The sequence below is a fragment of the Acinetobacter genomosp. 33YU genome (assembly GCF_001990725.1).
Classification (GTDB): domain Bacteria; phylum Pseudomonadota; class Gammaproteobacteria; order Pseudomonadales; family Moraxellaceae; genus Acinetobacter; species Acinetobacter seifertii.
The window spans coordinates 267,937-285,979 of record NZ_LFZQ01000001.1; the positions used below are offsets into that span (position 1 = coordinate 267,937).

Annotated in this window: 12 protein-coding genes and 1 pseudogene; 12 read left to right on the forward strand and 1 reads right to left on the reverse strand. The window is 39.3% G+C overall.

The window, feature by feature from the left end:
• Positions 1–4 precede the first annotated feature (4 nt).
• The 8 genes and pseudogenes from sdhA to sucD all read left to right on the forward strand — a co-directional run bounded on the left by sdhA (position 5) and on the right by sucD (position 10,887).
• Entirely contained in the window at positions 5–1,840 is a 1,836-nt protein-coding gene (gene sdhA / locus AC056_RS01310) for a succinate dehydrogenase flavoprotein subunit (RefSeq protein ID WP_039250058.1), read from the forward strand.
• Positions 1,841–1,854: 14 nt separating this feature from the next.
• On the forward strand, positions 1,855–2,565 hold the full coding sequence (locus AC056_RS01315) for a succinate dehydrogenase iron-sulfur subunit (protein ID WP_004705893.1): 711 nt from the start codon (positions 1,855–1,857) through the stop codon (positions 2,563–2,565).
• A 283-nt stretch (positions 2,566–2,848) separates the two neighbouring features.
• A pseudogene (locus AC056_RS01320) lies at positions 2,849–2,977 on the forward strand (hypothetical protein).
• 157 nt (positions 2,978–3,134) lie between these two features.
• Positions 3,135–5,975 (forward strand): 2-oxoglutarate dehydrogenase E1 component, encoded by a 2,841-nt coding sequence (locus AC056_RS01330; RefSeq protein ID WP_068936437.1) that lies wholly within the window; start codon positions 3,135–3,137, stop codon positions 5,973–5,975.
• A complete protein-coding gene (gene odhB / locus AC056_RS01335) occupies positions 5,975–7,171 on the forward strand; it encodes a 2-oxoglutarate dehydrogenase complex dihydrolipoyllysine-residue succinyltransferase (protein WP_004705895.1) in 1,197 nt (398 codons plus the stop codon). Before AC056_RS01330 ends, odhB begins: the two co-directional genes overlap by 1 nt.
• Before the next feature lie 62 nt (positions 7,172–7,233).
• Positions 7,234–8,667, forward strand: a complete 1,434-nt coding sequence (gene lpdA / locus AC056_RS01340; RefSeq protein WP_002051272.1) for a dihydrolipoyl dehydrogenase — start codon at positions 7,234–7,236, stop codon at positions 8,665–8,667.
• 148 nt (positions 8,668–8,815) lie between these two features.
• Positions 8,816–9,982, forward strand: a complete 1,167-nt coding sequence (gene sucC / locus AC056_RS01345; RefSeq protein ID WP_001048573.1) for an ADP-forming succinate--CoA ligase subunit beta — start codon at positions 8,816–8,818, stop codon at positions 9,980–9,982.
• Positions 9,983–9,996: 14 nt separating this feature from the next.
• Positions 9,997–10,887, forward strand: a complete 891-nt coding sequence (gene sucD, locus AC056_RS01350; protein ID WP_000114637.1) for a succinate--CoA ligase subunit alpha — start codon at positions 9,997–9,999, stop codon at positions 10,885–10,887.
• Between the two features lie 410 nt (positions 10,888–11,297).
• On the opposite strand, the gene trpS is transcribed toward sucD, so the two are convergent.
• Positions 11,298–12,311 carry a tryptophan--tRNA ligase gene (gene trpS, locus AC056_RS01355; protein WP_004705897.1) on the reverse strand — a complete coding sequence of 338 codons (1,014 nt, stop codon included), beginning with the start codon at positions 12,309–12,311 and terminating at the stop codon, positions 11,298–11,300.
• A gap of 205 nt (positions 12,312–12,516) precedes the next feature.
• Between trpS and AC056_RS01360 the strand changes: the two genes are divergently transcribed.
• The 4 genes from AC056_RS01360 to AC056_RS01375 form a co-directional block, all read left to right on the forward strand.
• Positions 12,517–13,446, forward strand: a complete 930-nt coding sequence (locus AC056_RS01360; RefSeq protein WP_019457178.1) for a DUF808 domain-containing protein — start codon at positions 12,517–12,519, stop codon at positions 13,444–13,446.
• Between the two features lie 26 nt (positions 13,447–13,472).
• On the forward strand, positions 13,473–14,372 hold the full coding sequence (locus tag AC056_RS01365; protein WP_077162492.1) for a neutral zinc metallopeptidase: 900 nt from the start codon (positions 13,473–13,475) through the stop codon (positions 14,370–14,372).
• Positions 14,373–14,603: 231 nt separating this feature from the next.
• Positions 14,604–16,106: a cation:proton antiporter gene (locus tag AC056_RS01370; RefSeq protein ID WP_077162493.1), complete on the forward strand. Its 1,503-nt coding sequence runs from the start codon at positions 14,604–14,606 to the stop codon at positions 16,104–16,106.
• Positions 16,107–16,550: 444 nt separating this feature from the next.
• Positions 16,551–18,043, forward strand: a 1,493-nt coding sequence (locus tag AC056_RS01375) for a BapA/Bap/LapF family prefix-like domain-containing protein (protein WP_139344613.1), incomplete at its 3' end; no start/stop codon positions are given.

An 18,043-nucleotide genomic window follows, 5' to 3' on the forward strand; every position in this document is an offset into this window, starting at 1 on the left:
TATCATGGGCGCGATAACCCCTAAAGAAGATTATTCAAATATTCAAAACCTCACTTTCGATGCTGTTATCGTTGGTGGTGGTGGTTCTGGTATGCGTGCATCTTACCAACTTGCTCAAGCAGGTTTGAAAGTTGCAGTACTTACTAAAGTTTTCCCAACACGTTCACATACAGTTGCTGCTCAAGGCGGTATCGGTGCGTCGTTAGGTAACATGCAAGAAGATAACTGGCATTTCCACTTTTACGACACAGTAAAAGGTTCTGACTGGTTAGGTGACCAAGACGCAATTGAGTTTATGTGTCGTGAAGCGCCAAAAGTTGTATATGAACTAGAACACATGGGTATGCCGTTTGACCGTAACGCCGATGGTACAATTTACCAACGTCCGTTCGGTGGTCACTCTGCGAACTATGGTGATAAACCAGTTCCACGTGCTTGTGCTGCTGCTGACCGTACTGGTCACGCATTATTACACACGCTTTATCAAAGCAACGTGAAAATGGGTACTCAATTCTTCGTTGAATGGATCGCTCTTGATTTGATCCGTAACGAAGCAGGTGATGTACTCGGTGTAACTGCAATTGACCAAGAAACTGGCAACATCGCAGTATTCCAAGCTAAAGCAACATTGTTTGCAACTGGTGGTGCTGGTCGTGTTTACCGTGCATCAACAAACGCTTATATCAACACTGGTGACGGTCTTGGTATGGCTGCTCGTGCTGGTATTCCATTACAAGATATGGAATTCTGGCAGTTCCACCCTACAGGTGTTGCGGGCGCAGGCGTATTGTTAACTGAGGGTTGTCGTGGTGAAGGTGCAATCCTTCGTAACAAAGACGGCGAACCGTTCATGGAACGTTATGCACCGACTTTAAAAGACTTGGCTCCACGTGACTTCGTATCACGCTCTATGGACCAAGAAATTAAAGAAGGTCGTGGTTGTGGTCCAAAAGGTGATTATATCTTGCTTGATATGACTCACTTGGGTGCTGACACAATTATGAAGCGTTTACCATCTGTATTTGAGATTGGTAAAAAATTCGCAAACGTAGACATTACTAAAGAACCAATTCCAGTAGTACCAACAATCCATTACCAAATGGGTGGTATTCCTACGAATATGCATGGTCAAGTGTGCTTACCAGAACCTGGTACAGACAACTACACTAAACCTGTAAAAGGTTTCTATGCAATTGGTGAATGTTCTTGCGTATCAGTACATGGTGCAAACCGTTTAGGTACTAACTCACTTCTTGACTTGGTTGTATTTGGTAAAGCTGCTGGTGAGCACATTATCGATTACGTAACTAAGCACCATGGTGATGAATATGCACCGCTTCCAACAAACGTATTAGAGCAAACTTTAGAGCGCGTGCGTAAGTTGGATGACTCAACTACTGGTGAAAACGCTCAAGAAGTTGCTGATGCAATTCGTGATATCGTTCAAGATCACGCGGGTGTATTCCGTACTCAAGCTTTACTTGATAAAGGTGTTAAAGAGATTCTTGCTCTTGAGCCACGTGTACGTAACATCCACTTGAAAGATAAATCTAAAGTATTTAACACTGCGCGTGTTGAAGCGCTTGAAGTTGAAAACTTATATGAAGTTGCAAAAGCTACATTAATTTCAGCTGCTGCGCGTAAAGAATGTCGTGGTGCGCATACGGTAGTTGATTATGAATTACCAGCTGATCACCCAACTTATTCATACGGTCGCCGTGATGATGAGTGGATGAAACATACTTTATGGTATTCATCAGATAACCGTTTGGAATATAAGCCAGTGCGCTTCAAGCCGTTAACTGTTGATGCAATTCCACCAGCACCACGTACATTCTAATCGGGAGTATAAAGATGAGTAGAGGTACTCGTACATTCGAAATCTACCGCTATGATCCTGATAAGGATAAAGCGCCGTACATGCAAACTTTCAAACTTGAATTGACTGATAAGCACCGTATGTTGCTTGATGCATTGCTTGCTTTGAAAGTTCAAGACGAAACGTTAACATTCCGTCGTTCATGCCGTGAAGGTATTTGTGGTTCGGATGGTGTGAACATCAATGGTAAAAATGGTTTGGCTTGTTTATGGAACTTAAACGACCTACCTGAGAAAATTGTAATTCGTCCATTGCCAGGTTTGCCAGTTATTAAAGATTTGGTTGTTGATATGAACCAATTCTATGATCAATATGACAAAATTCAGCCATTTTTGATCAATAACCAACCAGCTCCACCTAAAGAGCGTTTACAGTCTCCTGAAGAGCGTGAACACTTAAATGGTTTGTATGAATGTATTCTTTGTGCATGTTGTTCAACTTCATGCCCATCATTCTGGTGGAACCCTGATAAATTCTTGGGTCCTTCAGCATTGTTGAATGCATACCGTTTTATTATCGACTCTCGTGATACTGCAACAGCAGATCGTTTGGCTCGTCTTGACGATCCATTCAGCTTATTCCGCTGTAAAGGTATTATGAACTGTGTGTCAGTATGTCCTAAAGGTTTGAATCCAACAAAAGCAATCGGTCATATCCGTAACATGTTGTTAGATCAAGCGGGTTAATTCTGCGCAAATAGGAAACGCACATCCTTGATGTGCGTTTTTTTTTAACTTTATAATACGCACCTTATACTTTAGTCGGTAAAATAGGGGTTTTTATATAAAGCACCATATATTAATAGATAAAATTGGATATGTATTTCGCCAATTTATAGATGGTATGTGTCAAAAAAATCAATCGTTCGTTAAGAACATGATACGATTTGCCACAAAGTTATAGGTGAAAAAAGCGTATACTACTGAAATTAAATTAAGTGGCACGATCTTAGATCAGTGCTTAATTTTTATGGTCAAAGTCATTTTAGAAAAGTTAATTGTATAGTTAATTTTTCTAAAAAGATTTGCAAAAAATTGCTCGGTTTTAATCGAGTATAAGGTGAGTGATGATGCCATTGAGGGCGTTGTGATTCATTAATTACCTATGGAGTTTTCTCTCTAGGTAGTATGACGCCCCATGGTCGTAAAGACCTGTTGGGTAAGTAGTGTCATTTTTACCGATTTGACATTATGCATCATGGGTGTGCTTAAAAGGCAGCCTGTAATATTTTTTGCAATAGGAAATGGGTCCACAAATGCAAGAAGTTGCTGACGCATTGCGTCTTGACACTGAACTTTCCGCTGATAGTGCAGCGTATATTGAAGAACTTTACGAGCAGTACCTGACTTCCCCAACCTCTGTAGCTGAGGACTGGCGCCAATATTTCGATAAATATCCAAAAGGTGACCAACCACACAGCGCTGTGCGTGAGCAATTCCTATTACTAGGACGTAATGCTAACCGTGTTCAACCTGTTGTACAAAGTACTGTAAGTACTGAGCATGAGCGTCGTCAAATTGGCGTTTTACAACTTATTGCTGCTTATCGCAATCGCGGACATCAAAAAGCTAAATTAGATCCATTAGGTCTTGCTAAGCGTGAAGATATTCCTGATTTAGATCTTTCAGCACATGGTTTAACCAAATCAGATTTAGACACAGTATTCAACACAGGCAATCTTGAGATTGGTAAGAGTGAAGCAACTCTTGCTGAAATGATTGAAGCAATGGAAGCGATCTATTGTGGTTCAATCGGTGTTGAATACATGCATATCGTGGACACAAAAGAGAAGCGTTGGATTCAACAACGTCTTGAAAGTGCCCGTGGTAAGTTCAATTACTCAAATGATCAAAAGAAAGGCTTCTTAGAGCGTTTAACTGCTGCTGAGGGTCTAGAAAAATATCTTGGTAATAAATACGTCGGCGCTAAACGCTTTGGTGTTGAAGGCGGCGAATCTTTTATTCCTATGGTAAACGAGATTATCCAGCGTGCTGGTGCTGTAGGTTGTAAAGAAGTTGTTATCGGTATGCCACACCGTGGCCGTTTGAACCTTCTTGTTAATATTATGGGTAAAAATCCTGCGGACTTATTTGGTGAGTTCGAAGGTAAATCAATTCATAAGAAAGGTTCAGGTGACGTTAAATACCACCAAGGTTTCTCAAGTAATGTAATGACTCCAGGTGGCGAAGTTCACTTGGCATTGGCATTTAACCCATCTCACTTGGAAATTGTTGGTCCTGTAGTTGAAGGTTCTGTACGTGCACGTCAAGTACGTCGTAGAGACATCGGCGGTGATGACGTATTACCAGTTATTGTTCATGGTGATGCTGCATTTGCAGGTCAAGGCGTGAACATGGAAACCTTCCAAATGTCACAAACTCGTGGCTATACGGTTGGTGGTACGGTTCATATCATTGTGAACAACCAAGTTGGTTTCACAACTTCTGATCCGCGTGATGCGCGTTCTACAGAGTACTGTACAGACGTTGCTAAAATGATTCAGGCGCCGATTTTCCATGTAAATGGCGATGATCCTGAAGCAGTTATCTTTGCTACTCAATTAGCACATGATTTCCGTCACGAATTCCGTAAAGATGTTGTTATCGATTTGTTCTGTTATCGCCGTCGCGGCCATAACGAAGCAGATGAGCCATCTGGTACACAACCATTGATGTATCAAGTAATTGCGAAGAAAGCAACTACTCGTACACTTTATGCTGATCAACTTGTACAACAGAAAGTACTTGATCGTGCTGAAGCGGATCAAATGGTTGAAGATTACCGTTCTGACTTAGAAGCGGGTAATCATGTAGCAAACGCATTGATTCTTGAACCAAATACCAAAATGTTTGTTGATTGGACTCCATATTTGGGCCATGACTACACAGACGATTGGGATACTTCATTCGACTTGAACCGCCTTAAAGAATTAGGCGAGGGCATGAGCAAACTTCCTGAAGGGTTTGTAATGCAGCGTCAAGTTCAAAAAGTAATTGAAGATCGCGTGAAAATGCAAACTGGTGAAACTCCTTTGAACTGGGGTGCAGCAGAAACTTTAGCTTATGCAACTTTATTAGATGAAGACTATCTAGTTCGTATTACTGGTGAAGACGTGGGTCGTGGTACCTTCTCACACCGTCATGCGAAATTGCATAACCAAGCTGATGGTTCAACTTACATTCCACTTTGTCATGTTAAAGAGAACCAACCACGTTTTGCGATTTACGATTCTTTATTATCTGAAGAAGCAGTTCTTGCATTCGAATATGGTTACGCGACTACAATTCCTAAGAGCTTGATTATTTGGGAAGCACAATTTGGTGACTTCGTAAACTGTGCTCAAGTTGTGATTGACCAGTTTATTGCTTCTGGTGAGACTAAGTGGGAGCGTGTTTGTGGTTTAACAATGTTGTTACCACATGGTTTCGAAGGTCAAGGTCCAGAGCATTCTTCAGCTCGTTTAGAACGTTTCTTACAGTTATGTGCTGAAGATAACATGCAAGTGATCACTCCAACGACACCTGCACAGATTTTCCATGCATTACGTCGTCAAGCTGTACGCCCAATTCGTAAGCCATTGATCGTAATGTCACCAAAATCTTTACTTCGTCATAAACTTGCAACTTCTACTTTAGAAGAACTTGCAAATGGTTCATTCCAAACTGTAATTGACGAAATCGATCAAATTAACAAGTCAGATGTAACTCGTCTTGTACTTTGTGGCGGTAAAGTTTATTACGACTTACTCGAAAAACGTCGTGAACAAAACTTAACTAATGTTGCAATCGTACGTATTGAACAGTTGTATCCATACCCAGAGCAACGTCTTGCGGAAATCTTGGCTGCTTATCCAAATGTGAAAGAACTCGTTTGGGCACAAGAAGAGCCGAAGAACCAAGGCGCATGGTTATTTATTGCACCGCGTTTATATGACGATATCTTAAAATCTGGCAAACAAATCCGTATCAGTTTTGCAGGTCGTGAAGCTTCTGCTGCACCAGCTTGTGGCTCACCGTACTTGCATGCAAAACAACAAGCTCAGCTAATTAATGATGCATTGGCAATCGAAGCTGAACAATCAGGAGATTCTCAATAATGGCAACCGAAATTAAAGCACCGGTATTCCCAGAGTCTGTTGCAGATGGCACCATCGCAACTTGGCATAAAAAGGTGGGTGAACCTGTATCACGTGATGAAGTAATCTGTGATATTGAAACCGACAAAGTTGTTTTAGAAGTTGTTGCTCCTGCAGATGGTAGCTTGGTTGCAATCATTAAAGGTGAAGGCGATACAGTTCTTTCTGACGAAGTTATTGCTCAATTCGAAGCTGGTGCTGGTGCAGCGGCTGCTGCTCCTGCGGCAGTAGAACAAGCAGTTGCTCAAACTCAAGCTGGTGCAGCTCCTGTTGTTGAACGTACAGAAACTGTATCTGATCAAGCTCCTGCGGTTCGTAAAGCTTTAACTGAATCTGGTATTGCTGCTGCTGACGTACAAGGTACTGGCCGTGGTGGTCGTATCACTAAAGAAGATGTTGCAAACCATCAAACTAAACCAGCTGCTAACGTTACTCCGTTAAGTGTTGCTGTTGGTGAGCGTATCGAAAAACGTGTTCCAATGACTCGTTTACGTAAGCGTGTTGCTGAGCGTCTTCTTGCTGCAACTCAAGAAACTGCAATGTTAACTACATTTAACGAAGTTAACATGAAGCCAATCATGGAATTGCGTAAGCAATATAAAGATGCTTTCGAAAAGCGTCATGGTGCTCGTTTAGGCTTCATGTCATTCTTCGTTAAAGCAGCAACTGAAGCGCTTAAACGCTACCCAGCTGTAAATGCTTCAATTGATGGCGACGATATCGTTTATCACGGTTACTATGACATCGGTGTTGCAGTATCTTCTGATCGTGGTCTTGTCGTTCCAGTATTACGTGATACTGACCGTATGAGCTATGCAGAAGTTGAAGCAGGTATTGCTGCTTATGCTGGTAAAGCACGTGACGGTAAATTATCTATCGAAGAAATGACTGGTGGTACTTTCACAATCACTAACGGTGGTACTTTCGGTTCATTGCTTTCAACTCCTATTTTGAACCAACCGCAAACTGGTATCTTGGGTATGCACAAAATCCAAGAGCGTCCTATGGCGGTAAATGGTCAAGTTGAAATCTTGCCAATGATGTACTTAGCGCTTTCTTATGACCACCGTATGATCGATGGTAAAGAAGCTGTAGGTTTCTTAGTAGCAATCAAAGAATTGTTAGAAGAGCCAGCTAAACTCATCCTTGATCTTTAATTTCTTCGAATAAATACCTACCAGGGTAGAGCGATCCTCTATCCTGGTTTATGGAGATAAAAATGTCTCAACAATTTGATCTTGTTGTCATCGGCGGTGGTCCTGGTGGTTATGAAGCTGCGATTCGTGCTGCTCAACTAGGTTTCAAAGTCGCTTGTATTGAAAAACGTATTCACAACGGTAAGCCTTCTTTAGGTGGTACTTGCTTAAACGTAGGTTGTATCCCTTCTAAAGCTTTGCTTGATTCTTCTCATCGTTATGAAGATACAGTGCATCACTTAGCTGATCACGGTATTACAACTGGTGAAGTGAATTTCGATCTTGCAAAACTTCTTGCTCGTAAAGACAAAATTGTTGACCAATTGACTGGCGGTATCGATCAATTGCTTAAAGGCAACGGTATTGAGTGGTTAAAAGGTACAGGTAAATTACTTGCTGGTAAAAAAGTTGAGTTCGTTTCTCATGAAGGTGAAACTCAAGTTTTAGAACCTAAATACGTAATTCTTGCGTCTGGTTCTGTGCCTGTAAATATTCCTGTAGCTCCTGTAGATCAAGACATTATTGTTGATTCAACTGGCGCATTAAACTTCCCAGAAGTACCTAAGCGTTTAGGTGTGATCGGTGCTGGTGTAATCGGTTTAGAGCTTGGTTCAGTATGGCGTCGTCTTGGTGCTGAAGTTGTTGTATTTGAAGCAATGGATGCATTCTTACCAATGGCTGATAAAGCTTTGGCAAAAGAATACCAAAAGCTTTTAACTAAGCAAGGTCTTGATATTCGCGTTGGTGCTAAAGTTTCTGGCACTGAAGTTAATGGTCGTGAAGTGACTGTTAAATACACTCAAGGTGGCGAAGAAAAAACTCAAACTTTTGACAAATTAATCGTTTGTGTTGGCCGTAAAGCATATGCAGAAGGTTTATTGGCTGAAGATTCAGGCATTAAATTAACTGAACGTGGTTTAGTTGAAGTAAATGATCACTGTGCAACTTCTGTAGAAGGTGTATACGCGATTGGTGACTTGGTTCGCGGTCCAATGCTTGCTCATAAAGCAATGGAAGAAGGTGTAATGGCTGTTGAGCGTATTCACGGTCACGCAGCTCAAGTGAACTATGACACAATCATTTCTGTTATCTATACACACCCTGAAGCGGCGTGGGTAGGTTTAACTGAAGAGCAAGCTAAAGAAAAAGGTCATGAAGTAAAAACTGGTCAATTCGGTTTTGCTGTAAATGGTCGTGCTTTAGCTGCTGGTGAAGGCGCAGGTTTTGTTAAGTTCGTTGCTGATGCAAAAACTGACCGTTTATTAGGTATGCATGTCATTGGACCTGCAGCATCTGATATCGTTCATCAAGGTATGATCGCTCTTGAATTTGTATCTTCTGTTGAAGATCTTCAGTTGATGACTTTTGGTCACCCAACATTCTCTGAAGTTGTTCATGAAGCTGCACTTGCTGTAGATGGTCGTGCAATTCACGCGATTCAACGTAAGCGTAAATAAAATTAAAGAGCGGTTCTCCGCTCTTTTTCACATTCGATGGTGTGATTAAAAAATCATCAAGTTGATAGACGTAGACAGCAATTTGCATATACAACATGAGAATGTTGCGCAAATTGAAGACAACAAACAAAGTTAAGTAGGTAACTAAATGAACTTACATGAGTATCAAGCTAAAGCGTTATTGAAAGAATATGGTATGCCGGTACAAGAAGGTATCTTGGCAACCAATGCAGACGAAGCAGTTGCTGCATTTGAACAGCTTGGTGGTAAATTCGCTGTAATGAAGGCGCAAGTTCATGCTGGTGGTCGTGGTAAGGCTGGTGGCGTTAAAGTTGCAAAATCTAAAGAAGATGTTATCGAATTTGCAAACAATATCATTGGTACTCGTCTTGTAACGTATCAAACTGATGCAAATGGTCAACCAGTAAACAGCATCATTGTTGCTGAAGACGTATATCCAGTTGAGCGTGAGCTTTACTTGGGCGCGGTTGTAGACCGTTCTAGCCGTCGTATTACTTTCATGGCTTCTACAGAAGGTGGTGTAGAAATCGAGAAAGTTGCTGAAGAAACTCCAGAAAAAATTATCAAAGTTGAAGTTGATCCATTAGTTGGCTTACAACCATTCCAAGCACGTGAAGTTGCGTTTGCTTTAGGTTTGAAAGACAAACAAATCGGTCAATTCGTAAAAATCATGACAGCTGCTTACCAAGCATTTGTTGAAAACGATTTTGCTTTATTTGAAATTAACCCACTTTCAGTTCGTGAAAATGGCGAAATTTTATGTGTAGACGCGAAAGTAGGTATCGACTCTAACGCGCTTTACCGTTTACCTAAAGTTGCTGCTTTACGTGACAAATCTCAAGAGAATGAGCGTGAATTAAAAGCATCTGAATTTGATCTTAACTATGTTGCTTTAGAAGGTAACATTGGTTGTATGGTTAACGGTGCTGGTCTTGCAATGGCAACTATGGACATCATTAAACTTTATGGTGGTCAGCCTGCAAACTTCCTTGACGTTGGTGGCGGTGCAACTAAAGAGCGCGTAATCGAAGCGTTCAAAATCATCCTTGCTGATACATCTGTACAAGGTGTTTTAATCAACATCTTCGGTGGTATCGTACGTTGTGACATGATTGCTGAAGCAATTATTGCAGCGGTTCAAGAAGTAAACGTAACTGTTCCAGTTGTTGTTCGTTTAGAAGGTAACAACGCTGAGTTAGGTGCTAAATTACTTGATGAATCTGGTTTGAAATTAATTTCTGCGAACGGTTTGTCTGATGCCGCAGAAAAAGTTGTAGCTGCAGTTAAAGCGTAAGGGGAGTATCAATCATGAGCGTATTAATTAATAAAGACACTAAAGTATTGGTACAAGGTTTTACTGGTAAAAACGGTACTTTCCACTCTGCACAAGCTTTAGACTACGGTACAAAAGTTGTTGGTGGTGTTACTCCAGGTAAAGGTGGTACAACTCACCTTGACTTACCAGTATTCAACACAATGAAAGAAGCTGTACGTGAAACAAATGCAGATGCATCTGTAATCTATGTACCAGCTCCATTCGTTTTAGACTCAATCGTTGAAGCGGTTGATTCAGGTGTTGGCCTAATCGTTGTGATCACTGAAGGTGTTCCAACAATCGACATGCTTAAAGCAAAACGTTATTTAGAAACTAACGGTAACGGTACTCGTTTAGTTGGTCCTAACTGCCCAGGCGTGATCACTCCAGGTGAATGTAAGATCGGTATTATGCCTGGTCACATCCACCAACCAGGTCGTATTGGTATTATCTCACGTTCAGGTACATTGACTTATGAAGCGGTTGCTCAAACAACTAAGCTTGGTTTAGGTCAGTCTACTTGTATCGGTATTGGTGGTGACCCAATCCCAGGTATGAACCAAATTGAAGCTCTTCAATTGTTCCAAGACGATCCAGATACTGATGCAATCATCATGATCGGTGAAATTGGTGGTACAGCGGAAGAAGAAGCTGCTGAATTCATCAAATCTAACGTGACTAAGCCTGTAGTAGGTTACATCGCTGGTGTAACTGCTCCTAAAGGTAAGCGTATGGGTCACGCTGGTGCGATCATTTCTGGTGGTCAAGGTACTGCTGAAGAGAAATTTGCTGCATTTGAAAAAGCAGGTATGGCTTACACTCGTAGCCCAGCTGAGCTTGGTTCAACTATGTTGCAAGTATTAAAAGAGAAAGGTTTAGCTTAATAGTTTCCTTGAATCTTTAAAAAATACCGCATCTGAAAAATGATGCGGTATTTTTTTGCATCATTTAAAAGTAGCATAAAATGAAATAAGAAATAATAAGGCGAAAAAAAGACAAAAAAATACGCAATGATTGGGGTGATCATTGCGTAGAACAACGAATCTGTTAAAAACAGTTTCGGCTTAAGGAGAAATGTCGTGAGGTTCATATCAACCTACTTAAGCTATATTAGTTAAGGTTTAATATTTCTTCATTAAGGTTCGCGTTAATTAGTGTTACTTCACGTTAAAAGGGTAAGTGCATGTGAATCATTATAAATATATTAACAATGTAATATTTTAAACTATTGAATCTTAATGTAATTATAAAAAAAAGCCCCGTAGGGCTTTTTACTTATATGTTTACTCTAGAGTTAAAACTTAAATAAGCCTAAGCCATCTTTAACTTCATCTAAAGTTTGTTGAGTAATGATTCTGCATTTGTCAGTACCTTGACGTAAAACATCCATAATGTAATCAGGATCTTTAGCAAGTTCTTCGCGACGTTCACGAATAGGTGTAATTAATTCTTTTAACACACCTTCAAGACGTTTTTTAACAGTACCATCACCAAGACCACCGCGGCGGTAGTGAGCTTTTAATTCTTCAACTTCTTCTTTATTTGGATCAAATGCATCTAAATAAGTAAATACAATGTTTCCTTCAACTTGACCTGGATCTTCAATACGAAGGTGATTTGGGTCTGTGTACATTGCATTTACAGCTTTTTTAATGTCTTTGTCAGAAGCATTTAAAACAATAGTATTGCCTAATGATTTAGACATTTTTGCTTTACCATCAAAACCTGGTAAACGAGCCATATTAGAAAGTAAGGCTTTACATTCAGGTAAAAGGTCTTGACCAATTTGGCGATTCACACGACGGACCACTTCATTGGTTTGTTCAATCATTGGAATCTGATCTTCACCCACTGGTACTACAGTTGCTTTAAAAGCCGTAATATCAGCAGCCTGTGCAACAGGGTAGCAAAGGAAACCAGCAGGAATGTCACGCTCAAAACCACGCATTTGAATTTCAGATTTGATGGTTGGGTTACGTTCTAAACGAGCTACAGTTACAAAGTTAAGATATAACATTGTAAGCTCATTCAATGCTGGTAAACATGACTGTACGCAAATCGTGGTCTTAGTTGGATCAATACCAACTGCTAAATAATCTAGAGCAACTTCCAAAATATTGCGACGTACTTTATCTGGGTTATCTGCATTGTCAGTTAGGGCTTGTGCATCTGCTAATAAGAGATGTTGATGATGGCTATCCTGTAAACCTACACGTGAACGCAAAGAACCGACAAAATGCCCAAGATGAAGTTGTCCGGTTGGGCGGTCGCCTGTCAAAATAATTGGACGCTGATCAACATTACTCATTATTTATTCCACTATCGTATTGGCTTAATCAGGGATAGTAAGCCCTGTAATATAAAGATTGGCATTATTGTACGGGAAATAAAATTTTTTCGTCAGCGATTGGATAAACTTTCTTAAAATAATATTGTGAATTTATTCAGTAAAATTACAGAAATTAGAATATTTCATCTTACAATAGCCAGATAAATACAAACTTGGATAAGAAATGGCAAGTGGCTTACTTTTATTACTAGATGATATTGCAACAATTTTAGATGATGTCGCTTTAATGAGCAAAATGGCAGCAAAGAAAACTGCTGGTGTTTTAGGAGATGATTTGGCTTTAAATGCACAACAGGTAACAGGTGTGCGCGCTGATCGTGAACTGCCTATTGTGTGGAAAGTCGCTAAAGGTTCATTGGTTAATAAGCTTATTTTAGTACCTTTGGCTTTATTAATTAGTGTGATTGCTCCTTGGTTGATTAACCCGCTATTGATGCTAGGTGGCTTATTTTTATGTTATGAAGGTGTTGAAAAGGTTCTTCATACCATCATGCATAAAAAAGCTTCGACCTCTGAAGAAGCAGAAAAAGAGTTTAATAATGAAGAGTTAGATTTAGAAGCCTTTGAAAAAGAGAAAGTAAAAGGAGCTATTCGAACTGACTTTATTTTATCTGCTGAAATTGTTGTTATTTCTTTAGGTACGGTTGCTACTGCTGCTTTAATGACAAAAATAAGTGTCCTGAGCATTATTGCTGTTGTGATGACGCTAGGTGTTTATGGCTTGGTTGGTGTGATTGTTAAAATTGATGATTTAGGATTATATTTAACAAAACAAGCTGCTTCTTTCAAACAAACATTAGGACGTGGGTTACTTGCTTTTGCTCCTCTTTTAATGAAGTTACTTTCTATTGTTGGAACTATTGCAATGTTTTTAGTAGGTGGAGGGATTATTAACCATACGATTCCTTTACTTCATCATATTACTGAAGATACGGTCGATCATTTAGAAACTATACCTGCGGTCGGAAATATTATTGGTGCTTTAACACCAACATTGATGAACTTTGTGATAGGAATGATTGCTGGTGCAGTTGTATTACTTATCGTAAGTTTAATACAAAAAATTTGGCCTAAAAAAGCATCGAACTCTTGATGCCATTCTAAAATAAGAGGGAAATTATGCGTTGGAGAGATCGTAGAGTCAGTACCAATGTTGAGGACCGTCGAGGTGGGGGCGGTCTTAAAGCAGGTGGTATTAGTATTATTGGTTTGGTCGTAGCATTTGTTGCATGGAAATTTTTTGGCGTTGATCCACAAATGGCCTATCAGGCAACGCAGCAGGTTACTGCTTCACAACAATCAAATGAAACTGCACCGCAAACTTTGACACCTGAGCAAAAAGAAGCTTCAGATTTTGTTGGAACAGTATTAGCTGATACAGAAGATACCTGGACACCTATATTTAAACAGTTAGGTAAAACTTATACGCCACCAAAGTTGGTTTTATTTAGTGGAATGACTCGTTCAGGTTGTGGCACTGCTCAATCTGCTATGGGGCCCTTTTATTGTCCGGCTGACCAGAAAGTTTATATTGATACTGAATTTTTTAAAGATATGCGTGAGCAAATGGGTATCTCGGGTGAGCAAAATAAATCAGAGCTCTCTCGCCAAGATCAGGCAGGTGATTTTGCACAAGCCTATGTTGTTGCGCATGAAGTGGGCCATCATGTTCAAACCTTGCTTGGTATTTCTTCGCAAGTGCAACAAGCACGTTCGCAAGTCAGTCAGAAAGAAGGTAATCAGTTATCTGTTCGTCAAGAGTTACAAGCTGACTGTTTAGCAGGTATATGGGCAAATCATAATCAACAGCGTACTCAGTTTTTAGAGGCAGGCGATGTTGAAGAAGCAATGGATGCTGCTCAAAAAATTGGTGATGACTATTTACAAAAACGTGCAACAGGTCAAGTTGTGCCTGATAGTTTTACCCATGGCACCAGTGAGCAAAGGATGCATTGGTTTCAAGTGGGCTTAAAGTCAGGTGATATTAATCAATGCGATACTTTTAATAACGCTATTTGAACTACAAAGATGAGTTTGCCATAGGTTTAGGTGAACTCATTTTTTATAATCTCTCTGATTCATAATTAATGTTAAGAAATTTAACTGATTGCTATAGTACTTAGCGTAATTCGTTAAACTTATATTCTAACTTTTAACTGCTTGGGCACACATGTAGTGCCCATTTTTTCGCTCTGTTCAGTTTAGCTGTCTAGGTTTTTATTTGGTCATTGACCCAGAAGAAGGGTGTTCATGGGTAATTTTTTCTTATTACAAGCATTTACGGTTGTATTTGCCTTATCAATTGCAACCACAATATTCAATAAGCGTATTTTAGGCTTTCCTCAAGCGATTGGCGTACCTCTTGTTTCTGCAATTTTTGTCTTCATTTTGCAATGGGGCGCCAGTCTCTTAAATGGTAATCAGTTCATTAGCATTAATATTCATAATATTGAAAATGCAGTTCGAAATATTGATTTCTATGACTTTTTAATTAATGGTGTTATTTGTTTTATTCTGACATCTTCAGCACTTAAATTTAAAATTTCAGATTTAAGAAGTTATTGGAAACAAATTAGTATTTTAGCAACGATTGCACTCGTTATCTGTGCAGTATTGTTTGGTGGTTTACTTTATGGTTTCCAATTGTTGATTGGCCATCATGTACCAATATTGGTTCTTCTCTTATTAGGTGCTGCCTTGGGTGCAACAGACCCCATTGGTATTAAGGGCGTTTTAAGTTCGATTCGGGCACCTCATCATCTTATTGTGAAATTAGAAGGCGAGTCTTTATTTAATGATGCAATGTGTATTGCATTATTTATGACACTACTTAATGTTTTACAAGGTGAACATTTTTCATTAGTTGCAACGTTGGAAGCTTTACTTTATGAAATTGTGGTTGCCATTGGTATTGGATGGGCATTTGGTATAGGAACATTACGTCTATTACGTGGTAAGCACGAAATGGAATCCTTAATTTTAACGACGGCATTGCTGGCCAGTGGCGCATATCTGGTGGCTTTATTCGCCCATGCATCTGCACCAATCGCTTGTGTGATTGGGGGGTTAATTGTTGGTAATAAATGGAAAGAAATTCGTGAAGAACGTGAGATTAGAGAAGTTAACCATTTTTGGCATACTGTAGAAGGAATTATCAATTCATTCTTATTTACTTTAATTGGTCTTGAATTATTTATTCTAGATTTAAACTTTAGCCTGATTTTGGGTGGAATTGTTGCTTTCCTTATTCTGCATATTTCGCGTTTTGCGGCAAACTTTATGTCTTTTGCCTTCTTCCCAACAATGCGAAAGACCAAAAGTTACAATGGTAGTTTAACCATTTTATCTTGGGGAGGGGTTAGGGGTGGCATTTCACTTGCTTTAATTTTAGCAGTTGCAAATATTCCCGCGCTTAGCCCTTATAGTAGTATTCTCATTGGATACACCTTTATTAGTGTATTGTTATCTGGTGTAGTGTGTGGTCTGGGCTTACCAGCGGTAATGAATGCCTTTTATTACAATCCAAATGAAGAAAAGGAAGGGCTTAAAGGTTTTTACCAAAAACTATGTCATAAAATGAACCGCCGTGGTTTTCAATATGTAGTTGGAGAAGATACCTTGGGAAGAGAAACAATTACAATCTTTAATCCAGATGTTATTGTTGATCAAAAAACTGAAGATGGTATTGCAACTATGCATGATCCAAATAAGTTACAAGAAGTAAAACGCTTTGAAAGCCCTGATAATTTTTAGAAAAACTTAAAAGTATATTTAATTAGATTTAAAAAGTATGGCTTTAGTGTAATAGTAAAATATTCACTAGGGCCATTTTTTTTCTATATGTATCATTAATAATATATTTTATTTCATTGAGATATTAAAAGTTATTAAATAAAGATTCGAATTAAGATAATTTTCAATAATTAAAAGCTAAATTTGTTTTATATATAAAACATTTAATTTATGTTTATTTAAAATTATAAGAATAAGAACGAGAATTTTATTTATATAAAATTTGTATTAATTACTTTTTTTTCTTTGAGGACTTTAGTATTTGTTTTTTTTATTTTAAAGTGGTTAATGTAAAAATGATCACATTACTTAATGTTTTTAAGTTGTAGGTCAAAAACTCAAAAGCATTAAGTAAAAAAATATACATAAAATTATTCAAATCAATAATATAAAAGGAATATAGATATGCCTGAAATACAAATTATTGCCAAGGAAAGTCATGATACCTTGTCAACAATAAAAGGGACTTCAGCCAAACTCTCAGAAGCTTCGGTTGTAGTGGTAAAGGTAGCTGCTAGTGATGTATTAGTAGTGAATAGGGAGGGTACCAATGCAGTAATTCGTCTTAAAAATGGCGAAACTATTGTTATTGAAGGTTTCTTTAGTGGTACAGCTGAACCTGCGGACAATAGTCTTGTTTTTCAAGACCAAAATGGACAATTAATTTGGGCAAAATTTAAAGATGCTGAAAATGATGCAGATGCTGATAGTGATGCAGATGCAGATGCTGATAGTGATGTGGCACCGCAAGCACTTTTAGGTGAAGATTTACCAGCAGCATTGCCAGCAGAAGCTCCACAAGGATTAGTATCTGATGTTATTTATCAGCCTATTTCTTCAATTCAACCATTACTTTATCACGATGCTGGCTTGAACCCATGGTTGTTAGCAGCGATACCTTTGGTTGCTGGTGGTATTATTGCTGCTGCATCAAATAGTAGCAATGACTCTTCAACACCTTCAGATACTACGCCTCCAAACACAAATGGTGTTACTTTCTCAGTTGATCCTATTACTTCTGATAATGTTATTAATGGAACAGAGGCTGCTGGTAATATTACAATTACAGGCAGCTTAAAGAATATCCCAGCAGATGCAGTAAATACAGTCGTTACAGTAGTTGTTAACGGGGTAACATATACTGCAATTATCGATAAAGTAGCAGGTACATGGAGTGCAGTTGTACCAGGCAGTGGATTAATTGCAGATAGCGACAAAACGATTGATGCAAAAGTTACATTTACTGATGCAGCGGGTAATAGTAGCAATATCAATGAGTCAAAATCTTATACAGTAGATACTACAGCACCAGATGCACCAGTGATTGATCCGATCAATGCAAGTAATCCTGTCACAGGTACGGCAGAACCTGGTTCAACAGTGAAGGTGACTTTCCCGGATGGCAGTACAGCAACAGTTGTTGCAGGCCCTGATGGGAAATGGACAGTACCAAATCCAGGTGATCTCAAAGATGGTGATAAAATTACAGCAGTGGCAACTGACCCTGCAGGCAACCCATCAAATCCTTCAACTGGTACTGTAGATGCAGTTGCACCAACAGTAACTGTAACGACAGCATTGACTAATGACAGTACACCTGCATTAACAGGTACAGTAAACGATCCAACTGCGAAAGTTGTGGTGAATGTCGATGGTGTGAACTATCCAGCGACGAACAATGGTAATGGTACCTGGACGCTTGCAGACAATACGCTTCCTACATTGACAGATGGTCCACATACGGTCACTGTGACTGCAACCGATCCTGCAGGTAATGTGGGAACAACAAATGCAGTCGTGACAGTAGATACCACAGCACCAAATGCACCAGTGATTGATCCGATCAATGCAAGCAATCCTGTCACAGGTACGGCTGAACCAGGTTCAACAGTGAAGGT

Bases quoted from the DNA above. Each gene is read 5' to 3' on its own strand.
- AC056_RS01365 (WP_077162492.1), top strand. From the start codon at position 13,473: ATGCGTTGGAGAGATCGTAGAGTCAGTACCAATGTTGAGGACCGTCGA.
- odhB (WP_004705895.1), top strand. From the start codon at position 5,975: ATGGCAACCGAAATTAAAGCACCGGTATTCCCAGAGTCTGTTGCAGAT.
- AC056_RS01370 (WP_077162493.1), top strand. From the start codon at position 14,604: ATGGGTAATTTTTTCTTATTACAAGCATTTACGGTTGTATTTGCCTTA.
- sucD (WP_000114637.1), top strand. From the start codon at position 9,997: ATGAGCGTATTAATTAATAAAGACACTAAAGTATTGGTACAAGGTTTT.
- sdhA (WP_039250058.1), top strand. From the start codon at position 5: ATGGGCGCGATAACCCCTAAAGAAGATTATTCAAATATTCAAAACCTC.
- sucC (WP_001048573.1), top strand. From the start codon at position 8,816: ATGAACTTACATGAGTATCAAGCTAAAGCGTTATTGAAAGAATATGGT.
- AC056_RS01315 (WP_004705893.1), top strand. From the start codon at position 1,855: ATGAGTAGAGGTACTCGTACATTCGAAATCTACCGCTATGATCCTGAT.
- lpdA (WP_002051272.1), top strand. From the start codon at position 7,234: ATGTCTCAACAATTTGATCTTGTTGTCATCGGCGGTGGTCCTGGTGGT.
- AC056_RS01360 (WP_019457178.1), top strand. From the start codon at position 12,517: ATGGCAAGTGGCTTACTTTTATTACTAGATGATATTGCAACAATTTTA.
- trpS (WP_004705897.1), bottom strand. From the start codon at position 12,311: ATGAGTAATGTTGATCAGCGTCCAATTATTTTGACAGGCGACCGCCCA.
- AC056_RS01330 (WP_068936437.1), top strand. From the start codon at position 3,135: ATGCAAGAAGTTGCTGACGCATTGCGTCTTGACACTGAACTTTCCGCT.